This is a genomic window from Planktothrix pseudagardhii, assembly GCF_904830925.1.
Lineage (GTDB): Bacteria > Cyanobacteriota > Cyanobacteriia > Cyanobacteriales > Microcoleaceae > Planktothrix > Planktothrix tepida.
In genome coordinates this window covers 2,400,932-2,418,136 of sequence record NZ_LR882967.1, presented here as the reverse complement: position 1 = coordinate 2,418,136, position 17,205 = coordinate 2,400,932, and the positions used below count along the sequence as shown (strand labels likewise).

Below are 17,205 nucleotides of genomic sequence, written 5' to 3'. Positions count from 1 at the left end.
GCAATCCTCACGACTGGACTCATTTTATTTTGCATCATATCAGGGGGAAGCTGGCTATGTGAAACAGGCAAGATGCCTGTTCCACCCACTTACCAATATTTTTGTAAGAGTTGTTCTAGCTGTATGACCGACATCCGGGGTGAGGGGCGAGGGATACGCTGTTCTGTGCTATCCACATCACTGGATTTAAACAGCACAGGAATTTCATATTGATAGGTTTGAAACCAATCTTCCCGGCTTGTAATATCTCGAATTTCTAATTGAAATTCTCCTAACTTTTGGGAGGAGGCTTGAATTTTTTCTAATTTTTCTTGTAAGCCTTCGCACAAATGGCAGCCCGGTTTACTGTATAAAATTAGTGTGATCATACGATACCTTTGACCTCTGCTAATAAGAGTTGTGTTGCCTGTTCAGCTTCTAAGGGTTTAGCGAACAGATAGCCTTGTCCAAAGGGACAGCCTAATTGATGTAAAATTTTTCGTTGTTCACGAGTTTCTATACCTTCAGCAACCACATCTAATTCTAAATTTTGAGCTAAAGAAATAATAGCCTTCACGATTTGTAAAGGTTGGCTGGTTTTTCCACTAAAGGGACTCGTTTTTAGATCTAAACGATTAACAAATGAGCGGTCGATTTTTAAGCTATTTAACGGGAATTGATGTAAATAACTTAAGGAGGAATACCCTGTTCCGAAATCATCAATGGATAAATGAATTTTGCGAGATTTTAATTGGGCTAGAATAATAAATGAGGTGGCTAAATTTTCCATAATCACACTTTCAGTAATTTCTAGCTTTAAATCACTGGGATTACAATCTGTTTCTGCTAGAATTTGATCGATTTGTTCTAAAAGGTTGGGTTGACAAAGCTGTTTACTCGATAAATTGACACTCATTGTTAACGGATAAATGTTAGCCTCCAGATGATGTTTTTTGCCATGAGATTGAACTGTTAAAGCCGTATGAAAACCTGTTAATTTTTGAGCTAATTGTTCTTGCCAAACTCGCAGTTGATGACAAGCTTCGCGTAAAACCCAAGCTCCTAATGGAATAATTAATCCTGTTTCTTCTGCAACTGGAATAAACTCCGCAGGTGAGACTAAACCTCGTTTCGGATGAAACCAACGCACTAAAGCTTCAAATCCTGTAATTTTACCCGTAGATAAAGAAACAATCGGTTGATAATAAACTTTAAAACCCTTGAGATTTATGGGTTGAGTAGGGAAAGATTCTAATAAATGTTCTGTCGTTTGTAAGACCTTGGAATGAGGATTTTCTGAAGGCGTTAAGGATTCTGAACGTGGGGAAGTTCCGATTCGCATTCGCCCATAAATCGCCTGTCTTAAATCCGTTTCAAGCTGCAACATTGACATGGCTTGACTATGAATTGTTAAGTCAAATACTTCATATCGAGCTTTACCTTTTGCTTTTGCCCGATACATCGCAATATCTGCATCTCGTAAAAAATCTTCAGGATTATTATACAATAAACACTGATAAGATTCACTATCATTTTCCAATTGTTGATAATAACCTCGGCTGGGAACAATTCCAATACTTACAGTAGTAAAAATCTCATGTCCTTGGATATAAAACGGCTGGGTTAATTCATCATGAATTCTCTCCGCCATTCTCGTCGCATCGCTAATACTTTGAATCTGATGAATCAAAATTGTGAATTCATCTCCCCCTAAACGAGCAACGGTATCAACCGCGTTAACACAGTAGAGAAGGCGGTGGGCAATTTCAATTAAGAGTTGATCTCCAATCAAATGTCCTAAACTATCATTTACAACTTTAAACCGATCTAAATCCAAAAATAAAACGGCAAACTGATAATTTGGTTCTTTTCGAGATCGTTTTAAGGCTTGGGCTAAACGTTCATTAAAAAAGCTACGATTTGGAAGTTGAGTCAGGGCATCATGTAAAGCTTCATACATCAGTTGAGCTTCAAATCGTTTTCGTTCGGTAATATCCCGAATAATAATTTGAATCGCCAATTGACCTTGATAAGTTGCTGGAATTCCTACAATTTCGACATCAATCACTTCTCCGGTTAACCGAGTTAATTTTTGTTCTATTAAATCCAGAGGTTGCTGTCTGTTGATTGGGTCTTGAATTTGAGCCTGAATTAAATTCAAATAATCAGGAGGAAGAAAATCAAAAATAGAACGACCGATTAAATCTTGAGGACGATTGGCTCCTAAAAGTTTGGCTCCAGCCATATTAATATAAACCAATTGTTCTCCATTATGAATGGCAATGGTTTCGGGAGACAATTCGACTAAACGGCGATAGCGTTCTTCGCTTTCTCGCAAAGCTAACTCCGCTTTTGCTCGTTGTTGTTCGGTTTGGTTTGCGGCAATAAATCGACCAATACTTTGAGCCATTAATTCTAAAATTTCCAGTTCATGGGATTCATAAGTAATGGTTTTGGCTTCTAAACAAGCAAACCCCAATGTGCCATAAATTTTGCCATTAACCCATAAGGGTGTTCCTAAACAGGTTTCTAAATGAAATCTTTGATAGCTTTCAAGTTGATTGAACTGAGAATTTTGCCCCATCTGGGTATGAACTTGGGTCGCCTGGGTCTGAATCACTTGCTTACAGTAACTTTCTTCTAAAGGGATGATACTACCCGGTTGAATTAAATCTAAATCTGAATGAACCGTATCGATAATAATCTGATTGTTTTCTATTCGGCTAATAAAACCCATAGACAGTTGAAAGATTTCACAACCTGCCTGAAGATAATCCCGAAAGAGTTCATTCAAATTTTGATGGTTATAGGTGGTAATCCGATGTAAATGTTTGAGATGGGAACTAAACTGAGCTAAAGCTTGGGATTTTGAAACTAAATCTTGTTCAGATTGTTTGCGTTTAGTTATGTCTGCTTGGATGCCAATAAAATGGGTCAAATGCCCTTTAGAACTATACACCGGAGCGATGGAAAGTTCATTCCAAAAAAACGTCCCATCTTTTCGATAATTCCGCAATTCTACATGACATTCTGTTCCTTCTAAAATCCCTCGGCGAATGGCTTCAACTTCTGGCTTGTTGGGATCATTCCCTTGTAAAAATCGGCAATTTTTTCCTAAAACTTCTTCTCGGCTGTATCCGGTAATTTGCTCAAACCCAGAATTAACAAAAATAATTGGATTATCCGGTTGAGTCGCATCGGTAATCACAATTCCATTACTACTACTATCAATCGCCCGTTCCATTAAATGTAACCGTTCTTCGGCCCGATGGCGTTCAATGGCCGCGGCTAACACATTGGCAATGGCTTCCAAAAAATGAACATCTTCTGGGGTAAACTGACGAGGGTTATGGCTATGGACACTTAAAACCCCCCAGGTCATGGATACTGGAAACTGTAATTGTTCTGGGCTGACTGTTGAGTCTTGGCCCCAACGGGAAATCACCACACTCATCCCGCTAATAATTCGATGATTATGCAGCAGGGGACTGCCGGAAAATCGAGTTTCTACCCGCAAATCATCCACAATTACAGGTTCATTTTTGAATAAGGTATACCCCGCTTGAGAGGTGACATGGGCACTGACGCGGGCATTCCCCACCAGTCCCCGTTGCCAACCGACGCCCGCCCGCAACCAAAACGCATGGCCACCGGGCATGAGTTCCAAGAGTTTACAATATTCTAAATCCAGGGTTTTGACGACGGCAGAAACCACTTCATTCATCAAGACACTCAGGTCGGACTGAATCAGAGCTTGTTGACCCAGGTAAGCAACGGTCGCCTGCTGACTAATCTTGGATTGTAAAGTGGCTAAGAGTTGATGTTCAATCGGAAGGGCTGGAATTTCTTCAAAGATTTCCTGAACGTTGATTAACAGGGTTGTTAACTGGCCAAATTCATTGCGGAGGGGTAAAATGGTTGTCCGACACTGGCTTAATGTTCCATCTTGGCGTTGCCAGGGCAGGTCACGGGTACAGCCGGAACAGTTATAGCAATGATTTTGAGCGCAGAGGTCAGTAACCAGATGATGAAACAGGGGAAAATTTAAGGCTTCTAGGGTTTTACCCAAAACTTGAGATTTGTCATAACCAAACATCTGTGTGGCTGTGGTATTCCACTCAATAATCTGGTCTTCTGCATTAATTAAAATTACCCCGTCTTGCCAATGGTCAAAACTGGGGATGGGGCGTGACGGTAGGGGATGATGGGAGGGATTCGGAATTAAATTCGAGTAGGTGGATACAATCAATGATTCCCCATTCAGCGTCAATAACCGCATGGAGATCATTGTCCAGTAAAGCACTCCATCCGCCCCCTTGACTTGTAGGGGTTGTTGTTGAATAGAATTTTTTTTTCGCAGTGTTTCCAGCAGGATTTCTCGATCCGTGAGATTGGCAAAGATGTCGGAATCAGTAAAATTTAAAGGTTCGCCGATCAGAAATCCAAAGGTGTTTTGAAAGCAAGAATTGTAATAATAAATTCGGCCATCAGTCATCCGACTGACTACCAAGGGAACTTGCAATAATTCTGCAATAACTTGTATTAGGGCTTGGCTGTCTTGCAATGCAACCTCCACATCCGAATCCATGACCCATCTGCGATCAATGGATGCAATGGGATAAAGTTGTTCTTGATCTCCCTGTGTCCCGTGTTTGTTGAGCATCAACTAGGTTCCAGCATTTTTGGTTCGATTACTCGTGGTTATCGCTCACTGGCAGAGTATTCGATGCACCAAGGGTTTTTATCTGCTCCTCCCTATATATTCTACGATTATCATCATTAAATTTTGACTTTTTTAACGAAAATTAAAAAAAAGTTAACGGACATCTAGGCTTTGATTTAACAGCAGTGTCACTACAAGAGCCAAATTGCTTGCTCAATTAATGCCCTTGTCCCTGATAATTATTTCTAAAGATAAAAATCTTAGGGTGAAAATCGAGGTGTTTCGTTACTTTTGTGTTACAATCAAGATCATACTTAAATCTTAGAAGGATTGCATCTCTCTACAGAAGGATCAAGCTGCTGGGAAGATTTTCTCTACATTAAGACAAATCAATTTAGACGATCTCATGTAGCTCTTTTTTCAAATCTGATTAAACCATGGCAATTGTGATCACCACAGAGAAGAGGAAATAAAGAACAGAATATCCAAAACATTTGAAGTTATTAAATATTAAGGGAATAGGGATAAAGTGATTATTTTCGAGTTAAATTCCCTACACCCTTTTTTGTTGGTGTCTGCTGTTATTGAAGTAACGCCAGGACTCGTTTAACGCTTTCGGGGAAAATCACAACCAAGCTACCTGGAGAAGCTTCCTTGAAGGCTGTTTCCAGGGCTGCTGTTTCTTGGAGAATAATCTCACAGTCAAAATCAGGATTTTCTTTCTTAACCCCAATCTGAATATATTTAGCCACGTCTCCCCGTGGACATCCGCGATTATCCTCATCTTCTTTAATAATAATGCGCTCGAACATTTGCGCCGCTAATCGTCCTAATTCGATAAAATCTTCTTGACGGCGATCACCCGGTGCACCAACAACCCCAATCCGTTTACCATCAGGCCAATTGCGAACAAACTCCAAAATCGCCTGGAAACTAGCTCGATTGTGGGCATAATCCAATAAAATATGGAAGGACTGATAAGGAATTAAATTCATCCGTCCGGGGGTTTGTTCCACCGACATCTCAAACGTCCGCAACCCCTGACTAATCTCGGCAATGGTCACTCCCTGGAGATAGGCCGCTAAACTAGCCGCGAGGGCATTGGCAATCATAAAAGGGGCTAACCCGCGTAACGTTAGGGGAACATTAGCCATTTGTTCAACGCGGATCATTTGTTCTCCTTTTAAAAAGGATAAATAACCGGATTCATAAATCGCAGCAACGCCTCCTTGGGCAACGTGTTCATTCACAATCGGGTTATCAGCTTGCAAGGAAAAATAAGCAACTTTCGCTTTTACCTGTGATGCCATCGCGGCGACTAACGGGTCATCGGCATTTAACACAGCATACTTGTGAGCTACTTTTGCCACAACACTTTTCACGTCTGCCATTTCTTCAACGGTGTTAATATCCTGTAACCCTAAATGGTCTTCAGACACATTCAACACCACCCCCACATCACAACGATTAAACCCTAATCCAGACCGGAGAATTCCCCCCCGTGCGGCTTCTAATACCGCAATTTCAACCGTCGGATCATTTAAAATTAAAGCGGCACTAGCAGGCCCGGTATTGTCTCCCGCTTCGGCTAGAAAATCTCCAATATAAGTCCCGTCGGTGGTGGTATACCCCACAACTTTTTGAGTTTGTTTGAAAATATGGGCCGTTAAACGAGTGGTGGTGGTTTTACCGTTGGTTCCGGTAATGGCGGTAATCGGAATCTGGGCGGAGGTTCCGGGGGGAAACAGCATATCCACAATGGGGGCGGCGACGTTGCGGGGCTTGCCTTCATTGGGTTGAATGTGCATCCGTAACCCTGGTGCGGCGTTAACTTCCACAATCACTCCATCCACTTCCCGCAACGGCCGACTAATATCGGGGGCGGTAATATCAATCCCAGCAATATCTAAACCGATAATTTGAGCCGCCCGTTCTGCAATCCAAATATTTTCCGGGTGGATTTCATCGGTACGGTCAATGGCAATACCCCCGGTACTTAAATTTGCGGTTGCTTTAAGATAGCAAATCTGTCCCGATTTAGGAATACTTTCTAAGCGATAACCTTGTTGATCTAAAATATCAATACTTTGGCGATCTATTTCAATACGAGTTAACATATTTTCGTGACCCATTCCGCGACGAGGATCACGGTTGGTGTCTTCGACTAATTCGACTAAGGTGGAACGACCATTTCCAATCACATGAGCCGGAACTCGTTGAGCCACTGCCACAACTTTTCCTTGGACAACTAAGACGCGATAATCATTACCTTTATAGTAACGTTCAACAATCACACTGCCGATTTTAGATTCATTTTTTGCCATTTGATAGGCATTTTCAGCTTCATGCCAAGTTTGAATATCCAGAGTAATACCACGACCATGATTTCCATCGAGAGGTTTTAAAACAATGGGAAATCCTCCAATTTCATCAATAGCATTTTCTAAATCATCTAAGCTATTAATTACCGTGCCTTTGGGAACGGGTAAACGGGCTGCGTCTAAGAGGGTTTTTGTGCCTTCTTTATCGCAAGCAAATTCAATGGCTAAAATATTACTGCCATCGGTTTGTGACGCTTGAATTCGTCGTTGATGTTTACCATAACCCAGTTGAATCACATGGCGGGCGGGTAATTCTCTCCAAGGAATTCCACGAGATTCCGCTTCTCGGACAATAGCCTCCGTTGTTGGGCCGAGTTGAGCGTCTAGGAAAATTTCTTGTAAGTCTTGTAAATCGTGTTGCAGTTCTGTTTTTCGATAATATCCATCATCAATTAAACGATGACATAACCTCACGGCGGCTCTGGCTGCATAGCGTCCCGCTTCAGCGATTTTATATTGAAAAATAACACGGTAGACTTCGGTTTGAGCACTGGGACGAGTACAACCAAATTCCACAGGCATTCCCGCTAAGGTTTGCAATTCTAAAGCAACTTGTAGAACGATATCACTCATCAAGATTCCGGTTTTTACATTTGTCATGAAATCTTGATATTTGGATTGGTTGAAATGGGGGAAGATTTCCAGCAGTCCTTCGTAGAAGTCTGGAATTTCATGGGTGTAGCGATTATCCTTTTCTAAATCGAGGTGAATAATAATCAGGTGATGGTGATCAATACTCCAATAGTTCGGCCCGCATAAGGTCTGGGTTTTTAGAATTTTCATACTCATTGCCTCCTAAACTTTAGAATTTAGTGATTTGTGTTCCTCTTCATGGGGGAATCTTCAGCAACTCCAATTCACGGTTTCAGCTTAGGGTAAATTATCCCACAATTTCAGAAGCTGGGCGTAGTAAATTCCTAGAAATTGGGTAATTTTTTCCAAAATTTAAGGAAAATATTAGATTCTGTAGCTAAAGCCTATCGGATTATTTTTTTACGGATATTTGAAAAAATAATACAAATATAATTAGCTTGATTAATTAAACATTGAATCCTAGCTTGAATTGCCGGGAATGCCCTTAATTTTAACCTTTCTTCTTCGGCAATAGTATAAGCAAATCAACGAATATTGACAAGGGTTTAGCGATCGCCTACAAGAAAATGATGGATTTCTAAATGATTTTCCCGGAAAGGAGAACTTAAACATCAGACATCTCTCAAAGGGAAGTTGACAAATTTAAAATTGTGTGGTATGTGTATTTAAACTGAGCAGATATTCTAAAATTTGCATAAAGTTTCTCTGAGATAGAGATCAGATTCGCCACAACGAATGATATAAAAATATCAATAATATAGCTGTATCATCAATAAATCGAGGTTAACGATTTACAGGGAGAGGAGCGATTAATGGCTCAAGAAACGATGAGTAAAACCCGATTGGAATTCTCCGAAGTGCCAATCGCCAAAGAACCGATCTCGGTAGAAGCTTATGCCGATGAACTCATGGACGACATTTTTTCCGATGTCGAACGTGTGATGCAGGGAGAATCCCGGCTACCCAAGGAACCCGCACCACCGGAATTTGTTTCTCTAAAATCAATTAAAGTTCCTCAGATTATTCTGCCTCCAATGCCCCGGCAGGAGGAAGAAGACGCTGAAAAATTACGCGATGCCAGTGCTGAAAAATCCTCTCCATCCCTGGATCGGATTTTGCTAATCGCCGCGTTTTCATCATTATTGATTACCTTATTATTATGGTTAGCAACCCGGGGCGGTTTAGGGCGTTTATTTGCCCCCGAACCTGTCGCTATAGCCCCGGAACCTGTTTTAGATACCAAAACCAAAGCGGATATTCAATTTTCCAATTATATTGAGCGATCGCTCACCAATATTGAACAACAGAATCAACAAACTCCGTTAGGGTTGCCCCTGTTACCTCCTCCGGTTCCTAACACAGCGTTACCGACTCTTCCGGTTCCTGGGACTCCTCCCGTTGCTCAGACGGCTCCTGTGATGGATACTAATAACCTCGTCGCCGCGATTAACCGTGTGGCGGGGGCTATTCAAGATGCGTCGAATCAAACGGCCTCTCTGTCTCAACAGGTGATGAATACTTTAGCCAAGGGACAACAACCTGCGCCGCCTGTCTCAACTGCGGTTCCCGGTGGCCGGAATTCGGGTTCTGTCTCCGCACCTGCGCCTAAAACAACCACCCCAGCCCCCAAACCGGAAGCTCAAGCCAAACCTGCTCCAGCGTTGGAAGTGGTTACCCCTACACCCCAAACTCAACAACCTGTACCCGAAAGTAGTCCTGTACCTCCTCCGGCGGTGACTCAAACCCCCACAGAACAGCCTACAGCCGTTAACCCAGCACCCGCAATAACCCATACTTTAGTAGGGATTTTGGAATTGGGTGATCGTTCGGCGGCTTTGTTTGAAATTAATGGTGTCGCTCGTCGCATCTATGTGGGTGAAACCGTTGGGGCGAGTGGTTGGTCATTAGTTGAAGTTGCCAACCAAGAAGCCGTCATTCGTCGTAATGGGGAAGTTCGTACTATTTTTGTCGGACAACAGTTCTAAAACGTCGCTGTAGATCAGTCAAAGTCCCCCTGTTTTAGGGGGATTTAGGGGGATCTAATCTAGGCAGATTGCTCAATTTTTATGAACAGTTAGTTATTTCCCCTGTCCCCTTAGATTTAAGTTTTAATTATGGGTTTATTTGAAGATTTTAGTCAATTTTTAGAGACTCGTTTAGAGGAGTTTCTTAAAGATAATCCTAATTTAGCATTACAAGCGTTAGAAGAACAATTACGGGAACAAGAAGAGGATACATTACGGTTAATTGCTGAGTTGAACCGTGAAGAAAAAAAGCTGCAAGCAGAAATTTTAGAAATTGCTCAAGATATTCAAAAATGGCATGAACGGGTAAAAAAAGCACAAGCCGCCAATCGCTTAGATTTAGTGACAGCAGCACAAGAACGAGAAGCTGCATTGCTGCGTCAGGGAAATCAACGTTGGGGACAAATGCAAGGCGTGAAAGAACGGATTCAAAAATCCAAAGAACTCTATTATCAAGTGCAACAACGCCACAAAGAAGTTAAAGTCAAAGCCGCAGAAATGGAAGCCAACCGTGTGAAATCCCAGGCTCAACAAAAAGCTCAAAATCCTTGGGAAACTCAAGGGTGGAATCAAAGTACATCCTATAGCAGTTCCAGTTCCTCTGGTGATTCTTTAGAATCGAAATTTAGACAATGGGAAATGGATGATGAATTAGACCAGTTAAAACGAAATATGAAACGTTAAAATTTTATTCCTCTAATTGTTCAAAATTCACTTGTTCATAAAGATCAGTTAAATTCATTTGAAACTCAACGGTACTTAAGGTTAAAATAGAATCAGCCGACTCATAAAAGTTGAGTTGCCATCTTCCCGTTTCTGTTTTAATAAATTGTTCAACCGAATATTGATATTGATCAATTAAAATATATTCTTGAAATTCAGGAATAGACCGATAGAACTTAAATTTATCTCCCCGATCATAATTTTCCGTTGATTTTGATAAAACTTCCACAATGACTAAGGGATTTAAAACTGTATCTGTGCGATTTTCATGATAGCTTACATCTCCCCGAATCACCATTAAATCAGGATAGGTATATAACCGATAATCAGGAATCCATAGGCGAACATCGCTAGTAAATACCCGATAATTTTGTTTTCTTAAAGCAAAATATAAATGAGCGCAAAGATTAACTAAAATTTGATTATGATTGGTTGTTCCTCCGGTCATGGGAATAATTTCTCCATCTCGATACTCATGTTTAAATTCTGCGGTTTCTTCTAGTTTGAGATAATCCTCTGGAGAATAGAGGAGAGGTTTAGTTTGCACAACCATACAATTTTCCTAATAATATAATATCCTTCTATTATAAATTAACATCAGCTAAATAAACATCTGTACAGTCAATTAAATGTACAAATCCTTGAGCATCTACCCAACATTGAAATAACGCTTCTAACTCGGTAATAATCTGTTGACCAGGTTCTCCTTCAGTCGGAATATACATAATCAGTTATCAGTTATCAGTTATCAGTTAACTCAGGATTTTAATCTCTACATCAATTTTTTGTTGCCATTCTCGAATATAAACTAATAATCCATACATGAACACAATCACTCCCATCATTTCCATAATTTCTTCTACAATTGCCATTCCTGCATAAATCGGATTTTGTTGATTTTCTATAACAGTAATATAACTCCCTAGCATTTCCATGAATAACGCACCTCCAATATATAAAGATGCAGCTAAAGCAAAATGATAGCGGGTTTTTAGGGGAAGATATAACCAAAATTTCCAATATTGTTTTAGAAAAATAACGACTACAATTGTCCCTGGGATTACCCACATTGAATGTAAAAAAGGAGGTAACTTTAACGCATCCGCAAGATCAGGAATAATTAATATTTCATGAATCGTAGCTATTTCATCAAAAGCTAATAACCAAAAAATAATCGATAACCATTTCCACTGTTGGAAATAACGATAGTTTACCGGAGTATTATCATCAGGATCATTTAAGGTTTTTTGTTGTTCTAGTTCCGCTTGTTTCCCTGATGCGATCGCCCCCAATAACCAAGCACAAAAGGCTAACATAAATGTACTAAACCAAGTGGGTAAATTCATCTCTCGGTCTACATTGAACATGGCTGTCCAATCTTCTCGATAATTAAAGACAAATTTACCAATTTGAACTGCAATACTCGTTAGTGTAAAAAATGCCACTCCCATGGTTAAACGTTTGGCTAATTTTAGGGGGGAAAGCGTTAGATATAACTGCATTTGAACTCATCCTATTGGCGTTAAACTCAAATCATAACCCAACTATCGACAATAATATCGTTGATATCGATATCCCTTAAAATCAGGGTGAGGGCGGGGATCTTCCTGACACCGAAATTGGCTAAAATCTGTATTATCTTTTAAATTTACCCTCCAAAATTCAAAGGGACGTTGAACTTGAGTTAAAACGGTTGCTACCACAGGCGAAGGAGTATCTGTTTTTTTGACTAACAGAAATTGGGGTAATTTTTCAGCCTGCTGACGTTGGAATTCTAATCCTAATCCCATCAAAGCGCGAGTTTCTGCATGGGTTCGTTGACTGGTGGCAATGATCACAGGTGTTTTTGCTTCATTAATAATATAACTAGCTAAATGATCGGATTGTTGAGATTTTTGAAACCCATAATTTCCCCCAACGGTTAATGCACCAACACATCCCATAATTAAGGTAACAATCACAATTTTTTGGCTATTAGCTTGCAAAATAGGCGGAAGTGAAACCCAAGAATGATTAAAGATTTCGGGTTGTTTCCAAATCCGACCCAATGCAGAACCTACAATTAAAATAAACACAGGAAAGTAAACAAATTGATATCTGGCTGCCAGAGAGACATCCTTTTGAAGCCCATAAATTAAAATCAAAAACAAAACCAGAATACCACACAAAATACCGCCAAAAATTTTAGTTTCTAATTGAGTATTAGAGGATGTAAGATTGAACCGAATTCCCTGAATAATTCCAGGACTGACCCCAACTAAAACTGTTAATAAAATTAAGGCTGAAATTACCGTTATAATAGTCGGTGTTCCTTCAACGGGTAATAAAAAGATCTGGGTAATTAACCAGGCGAGTAAACGAAATAAAGGTTCTATCCATCCTAAGCCTTTAAATTCAGTTTCAATCCAGTCTGTAAGTTGATCATTGGGAATACTTTTTAAAATGGGAATCCAAACTAACCCACTGATAAAGGTTCCTAAAATTATTCCATAAATTCTTAGCCAAGCTGTTCTTAAAATGCCTAATTTATTTTGCCAATTCTTTAACCAAAATTCCCCTAAAACCAACCCCTCTGCACCCAAGAACACAATAAAAAAATAGTGACTGGCTATTCCTAAGCCATTAATCATAATCCAACCGATTACTTGAATAATAGATAAGGGTTTTTCCCCCTCTAAACTTCTGATCGCCTTGACAAAATAGCCTAAAGATGCAATAATCCAGAGTATAGTTATAGTATAATGTCGGGTTTCCTGCGATAAATAGATGCCATAAGGAGAAACTGCCATTAACGCAGCAGTAATTTGAGCAAAAATCAACGATCTGAAGGCAAAATAACTTAAACTAAAAATAGCCGGAATTGATAAAACTCCTAAAATAGAACTGAGCGATCGCGCTACCGTTAAAGAAACGAATTCTCCCTCGGTTGAAAACCATTTCATCCAAAAATGATTCAAGAGAAAATATAAGGGTGGGTGATTACTTTCACTAAACAAATGATAAACCACATCCGACGGTTGAGTTGTTGCTTCAAACCGCAAAGGGGATAATAAAATATCCGCCGAAATTATTTGATCTAAAGGAATTATTTTCAGTCCGTGACCCAAGCTAAAGACTAAAGTAGAAATTTCAATACTCGATGCTGATTTAGCTCCTAAATTGATAAATCTCAATAAAATTCCCAGTCCTACCCAAAATAATAATAAAACCGGATGAAACCATCGGTTATTAGTAATTTTCATCCTTAAAAACAATCCTTAACGAAAGCAGATAATTATTATAATTCATCTTTTCTCTCTGTTCCTGACTATAACTTAAAATCGTCGTTCTAATTTCAAACATTGACCCGGCGTTAACTTCCTAATTTCATCCGTTAAATCTAACCAAGGTTGTAATTGTCCTCGTTGAAATGTGCGACTAGAAGGAATATCCATCGACGTTTGATCACAACTAATACCTGCGGAAATAATTCCTCGCCAAGAATCAGCATATAATTCATCAATAATATGCCATTGATTTCTTTCCCAGCGAAATCGTCGTGTAAATCGAAAAGGTGCATCCTGTTTTCCGCGAACAATTTCAGAAGGATTTAAACTCTGAATTTGCTTTGAGAAAAATCTCCCTAAAATCAATATTAAAATTCGCATTAACACTAATTTCAACGAAGATAATTGATTAGGTTTTACCCAACTTAATCCCCCTTCAATTAAAACATCATCCTGTTCAACATGAATGGTATAGGAGCTCATTAAATGCGCCACAGCATTTTTAATCTGACGACCCTGACGAACTTGTAGGGAAAAATGAGTATCTGATAATATCAGTTTATTTTCTCTAAATAGCTTAAAAACTCCCCCTTTATTTAAAGCCACATATAATTCTACATGAGGACGACGTTTAATTAAAATTTCTGCTTCCTTTAAGCCAATACTCGCCACATCTCGCGGTAAAGGCTGGGGTCTTCCAGGAACAAAATTGCGCCAAGCCAGCAGATAATTCCCAACCCAATTTCCTAATAAATAATCATCGCCATAACAAGCTGATAAACCATTCTTAAGACCCTGTAAAAATCGATCATTAATTCGTAGTGCATCCGGTAACCATTCCCCTACCAATTCAAACCCATAGGGAAAAAATTGATAAGTATTTAAACTTCCATATTCACCCCCATACGACCCATCAGGATGAATAAAATAAGACGCTAACTCTACCGCCTTCAGCAAAGATTCTTTAAAGCGTAAATCCCCTCTTAAATCATCCAATTGAGCTAAAAAAGAAATCGTTAAGCTATGATAACCGGGATCAAAAGTATCGTATTCTTTAAACCATCCTTCCTGACTTTGTAAGGAGAATAACCAATCTAAACGTGAAGCTTTAATGCGATGCCATTTAGACGTTTGTAACATTTGTCCCAACCGTTCTAAACAGAGAATAATTAACGCCTCCTGACTCGCACTCTGGCTAAATTTACAATAAGCTAATCCATTCGCCCGACGTTCAAAACTTTGTAACCCTTCATAATTCATCAACCCTAATAAATGATAACTTTCTAAACAAGCAAATAGGGAAAAAGCCGTTGCGCTAGCAGAATGTTCTAAGGGAAAATTTTGATCACAAAAATTATCGTTGTGAACCGTATCAGTGGTATAAAGAATACCCGCCTCCACCCAATTTTTAATCGCAGGTTGTTGATAATAGGGATTATCGGAAATCGGAAGATCATAAACTAAAGCCAGAGGTAACACTAATTCTTGCATTCTACCATTGGCAAAATCTTTGATTTTATAATGCCAAAAATTTCGATCAAAACAACCATAAGTTCGACTATGGGGATTTCGATCCAATAAGGTTAAAATTTTAGGAATTTGAGCCAAGGCTTCACGGGCAAATAAATCTTTACTCACGGTTAATAACGGCTATTCGGTGCACCAAACAAATCACCGCTATTGTACCAAAAAAGGTGCGATCGCTATTTGATTTCGTGGTTTATTGGGTCTTCCAAGGTTAGTCCTGGTAAATTCTTGATATTCTTGATGTCTTTGGGGTTAAATATCAAGCTTATTTTGAAATTGATGATCAAGGGAAAGTTAAGGTTCTTAAAGTTTTATTGACAAATAATCCTAAAGCGGTCGATTTATTGAAACAACAAGCAGAAGTTTTGAGTCAAATTAATCATCCTGGAATTCCTAAAGTTGATCTTGATGGATATTTTACCTATCTTCCCAAGGGGAGCGAAGAAGCTCTTTATTGTTTAGTATCAGAAGTATTATCCCTGTTCCCTGTTCCCTGTTCCCTTTTGAGCAGAAATTTTGGATACAAATCAAATAGGATTACTATAGAGTTTTAACAGACTAAACTGAAGAATCTCAATTATTTGTATCCCCAGCCATTCCTTTAGTTTTATAGCGGAATGACTGAGTTGCTAATTTAAGCTGCTTTTCGTTCTTCCTGATCAAAGCCATGTAAAATGGGTTCGGGGCCGAATTTAGAAGTAACTTTCAGCAAACGGGGAATTTCAAAACTATTATAAACGCGAAACTCGCTTTGAATTGTTGCTTCTGCTGCTCTAACAGCTTGGTTTAAAACTAAAGAACCATCGGGGTCAGAAACAGAACGATGGAAGGTTCCGGGGGGAATTCTCAAAATGTGACGGTTCGCATCTAATCTAACAATATGATAGGGATCTTTCCAAGCAAAATTAACTAAATAAAAAGTACGTCCCCCACTCACCGCTAATAAATTATCTTCTTGATGAGGATGAAGATAAAATTGCCAATATCCGGTTTCAGTATTATTCGGGCTAATGGCTGGCCCTTCATGAAAGACTAAATCACGGGCGTTTGAATTGGCAATTGTAATATCAAAAAAACGCACACTGGGGGTATCACGAAATTTATGAAAGGGGATTAATTCAAACATATTCACTCTATTTAAAATATTAGTTTTTCGCGAGTTGTCTTTAGCTTAGTCACACTCGTTCAAACAATCAAAACTTATTCAGAATAGTTTCTATGCGGAAACCGAATAGATAGTCTAGAGACGGGGAGGGGGAATTTTTACGGTAAGATCGTAGTGAGTCCTTTAGGACTCTCTTTAGGACAGCCCTGAAGGGCTTACTACGGTTTGTCGTGAGTCCTAAAGGACTCTAAGAAAGCCCTGAAGGGCTTACTACGGTTTGGAATTGGAGGCAGTCCGACGGTTTATACTCGTCCTTTAGCTCGATTAATTGAGCAATTGCAACATTTACCCGGTGTGGGGCCAAAAACAGCCCAACGGTTGGCGCTCCATATTATTAAGCGTCCTGATGAAGATGTGCAAGCCTTAGCCCAGGCGTTATTGGATGCGAAACAGCAAGTGGGTTTCTGTCAGGTTTGTTTCCATCTCTCGGCTGAACCCGTTTGTGAGATTTGTCGTCACCCCCAACGTGACCCCGATACAATTTGTGTGGTGTCCGACTCCCGTGATGTGATTGCATTAGAAAAAACACGGGAATATAAAGGGAAATATCATGTTTTGGGGGGTGTGATTTCTCCGATGGATGGTATTGGCCCTGAACAATTAACCATTCAACCGTTAATTCGTCGGGTAAGTCAACAACAAATTAAAGAAGTGATTATTGCTATTAGTCCGAGTGTTGAAGGAGAAACCACAACATTATATTTAGGTCAACTGTTAAGACCCTTTACGAAAGTCACCCGCATTGCCTTTGGTTTACCGATGGGGGGTGAGTTAGAATATGCCGATGAAATTACCTTAGCAAGAGCATTAGAAGGGCGGCGAGAGTTAGATTAGACTGATAAAATGCAGGGAATTCTAATTAATTTTAGATCGATTCCCTGAC

13 protein-coding genes are annotated in these 17,205 nt (G+C 39.6%); 4 read left to right on the top strand and 9 right to left on the bottom strand.

Annotated elements, in window-relative coordinates; genetic code table 11:
• Positions 1-89: 89 nt before the first annotated feature.
• The 3 genes from NMK36_RS10185 to cphA form a co-directional block, all read right to left on the bottom strand.
• Positions 90-365, bottom strand: coding sequence for a glutaredoxin family protein (locus NMK36_RS10185; RefSeq protein ID WP_254175177.1), 276 nt, complete (start codon positions 363-365; stop codon positions 90-92).
• The gene (locus tag NMK36_RS10180; protein ID WP_083580190.1) at positions 365-4,642 is read right to left on the bottom strand and encodes an EAL domain-containing protein; all 4,278 of its coding nucleotides are present in this window, start codon (positions 4,640-4,642) and stop codon (positions 365-367) included. Before NMK36_RS10180 ends, NMK36_RS10185 begins: the two co-directional genes overlap by 1 nt.
• 581 nt (positions 4,643-5,223) lie before the next feature.
• On the bottom strand, positions 5,224-7,806 hold the full coding sequence (cphA, locus tag NMK36_RS10175; protein WP_072722138.1) for a cyanophycin synthetase: 2,583 nt from the start codon (positions 7,804-7,806) through the stop codon (positions 5,224-5,226).
• 623 nt (positions 7,807-8,429) lie between these two features.
• On the opposite strand from cphA, the gene NMK36_RS10170 reads away from it, so the two are divergent.
• Positions 8,430-9,602 carry a hypothetical protein gene (locus tag NMK36_RS10170; RefSeq protein WP_072722139.1) on the top strand — a complete coding sequence of 391 codons (1,173 nt, stop codon included), beginning with the start codon at positions 8,430-8,432 and terminating at the stop codon, positions 9,600-9,602.
• A 129-nt stretch (positions 9,603-9,731) separates the two neighbouring features.
• Positions 9,732-10,325: a TIGR04376 family protein gene (locus tag NMK36_RS10165; RefSeq protein ID WP_072722140.1), complete on the top strand. Its 594-nt coding sequence runs from the start codon at positions 9,732-9,734 to the stop codon at positions 10,323-10,325.
• A gap of 4 nt (positions 10,326-10,329) precedes the next feature.
• Here the strand turns inward: NMK36_RS10165 and NMK36_RS10160 are convergent, their stop codons facing one another.
• The 5 genes from NMK36_RS10160 to NMK36_RS10140 form a co-directional block, all read right to left on the bottom strand.
• Positions 10,330-10,917 (bottom strand): Uma2 family endonuclease, encoded by a 588-nt coding sequence (locus tag NMK36_RS10160; RefSeq protein ID WP_254173660.1) that lies wholly within the window; start codon positions 10,915-10,917, stop codon positions 10,330-10,332.
• Positions 10,918-10,948: 31 nt separating this feature from the next.
• Positions 10,949-11,089, bottom strand: a complete 141-nt coding sequence (locus NMK36_RS10155; RefSeq protein WP_186440458.1) for a hypothetical protein — start codon at positions 11,087-11,089, stop codon at positions 10,949-10,951.
• A 27-nt stretch (positions 11,090-11,116) separates the two neighbouring features.
• Positions 11,117-11,866 (bottom strand): hypothetical protein, encoded by a 750-nt coding sequence (locus tag NMK36_RS10150; RefSeq protein ID WP_072722142.1) that lies wholly within the window; start codon positions 11,864-11,866, stop codon positions 11,117-11,119.
• Between the two features lie 42 nt (positions 11,867-11,908).
• Positions 11,909-13,606, bottom strand: coding sequence for a glycosyltransferase family 39 protein (locus NMK36_RS10145; protein ID WP_072722143.1), 1,698 nt, complete (start codon positions 13,604-13,606; stop codon positions 11,909-11,911).
• 72 nt (positions 13,607-13,678) lie between these two features.
• Positions 13,679-15,268 (bottom strand): hypothetical protein, encoded by a 1,590-nt coding sequence (locus NMK36_RS10140; protein ID WP_072722144.1) that lies wholly within the window; start codon positions 15,266-15,268, stop codon positions 13,679-13,681.
• A 203-nt stretch (positions 15,269-15,471) separates the two neighbouring features.
• Between NMK36_RS10140 and NMK36_RS10135 the strand changes: the two genes are divergently transcribed.
• On the top strand, positions 15,472-15,711 hold the full coding sequence (locus NMK36_RS10135) for a hypothetical protein (protein WP_072722145.1): 240 nt from the start codon (positions 15,472-15,474) through the stop codon (positions 15,709-15,711).
• A gap of 80 nt (positions 15,712-15,791) precedes the next feature.
• Here NMK36_RS10135 and NMK36_RS10130 read toward each other — a convergent pair whose 3' ends face one another.
• The gene (locus NMK36_RS10130) at positions 15,792-16,283 is read right to left on the bottom strand and encodes a redox protein (RefSeq protein WP_190519931.1); all 492 of its coding nucleotides are present in this window, start codon (positions 16,281-16,283) and stop codon (positions 15,792-15,794) included.
• Between the two features lie 261 nt (positions 16,284-16,544).
• On the opposite strand from NMK36_RS10130, the gene recR reads away from it, so the two are divergent.
• On the top strand, positions 16,545-17,156 hold the full coding sequence (gene recR / locus NMK36_RS10125; protein WP_254175176.1) for a recombination mediator RecR: 612 nt from the start codon (positions 16,545-16,547) through the stop codon (positions 17,154-17,156).
• Positions 17,157-17,205: the final 49 nt, after the last annotated feature.

What these genes read in the sequence shown, in the direction of transcription:
- NMK36_RS10180 (WP_083580190.1), bottom strand. Translation starts at nt 4,642, where the DNA reads ATGCTCAACAAACACGGGACACAGGGAGATCAAGAACAACTTTATCCC.
- cphA (WP_072722138.1), bottom strand. Translation starts at nt 7,806, where the DNA reads ATGAAAATTCTAAAAACCCAGACCTTATGCGGGCCGAACTATTGGAGT.
- NMK36_RS10170 (WP_072722139.1), top strand. Translation starts at nt 8,430, where the DNA reads ATGGCTCAAGAAACGATGAGTAAAACCCGATTGGAATTCTCCGAAGTG.
- NMK36_RS10165 (WP_072722140.1), top strand. Translation starts at nt 9,732, where the DNA reads ATGGGTTTATTTGAAGATTTTAGTCAATTTTTAGAGACTCGTTTAGAG.
- NMK36_RS10160 (WP_254173660.1), bottom strand. Translation starts at nt 10,917, where the DNA reads ATGGTTGTGCAAACTAAACCTCTCCTCTATTCTCCAGAGGATTATCTC.
- NMK36_RS10155 (WP_186440458.1), bottom strand. Translation starts at nt 11,089, where the DNA reads ATGTATATTCCGACTGAAGGAGAACCTGGTCAACAGATTATTACCGAG.
- NMK36_RS10150 (WP_072722142.1), bottom strand. Translation starts at nt 11,866, where the DNA reads ATGCAGTTATATCTAACGCTTTCCCCCCTAAAATTAGCCAAACGTTTA.
- NMK36_RS10145 (WP_072722143.1), bottom strand. Translation starts at nt 13,606, where the DNA reads ATGAAAATTACTAATAACCGATGGTTTCATCCGGTTTTATTATTATTT.
- NMK36_RS10130 (WP_190519931.1), bottom strand. Translation starts at nt 16,283, where the DNA reads ATGTTTGAATTAATCCCCTTTCATAAATTTCGTGATACCCCCAGTGTG.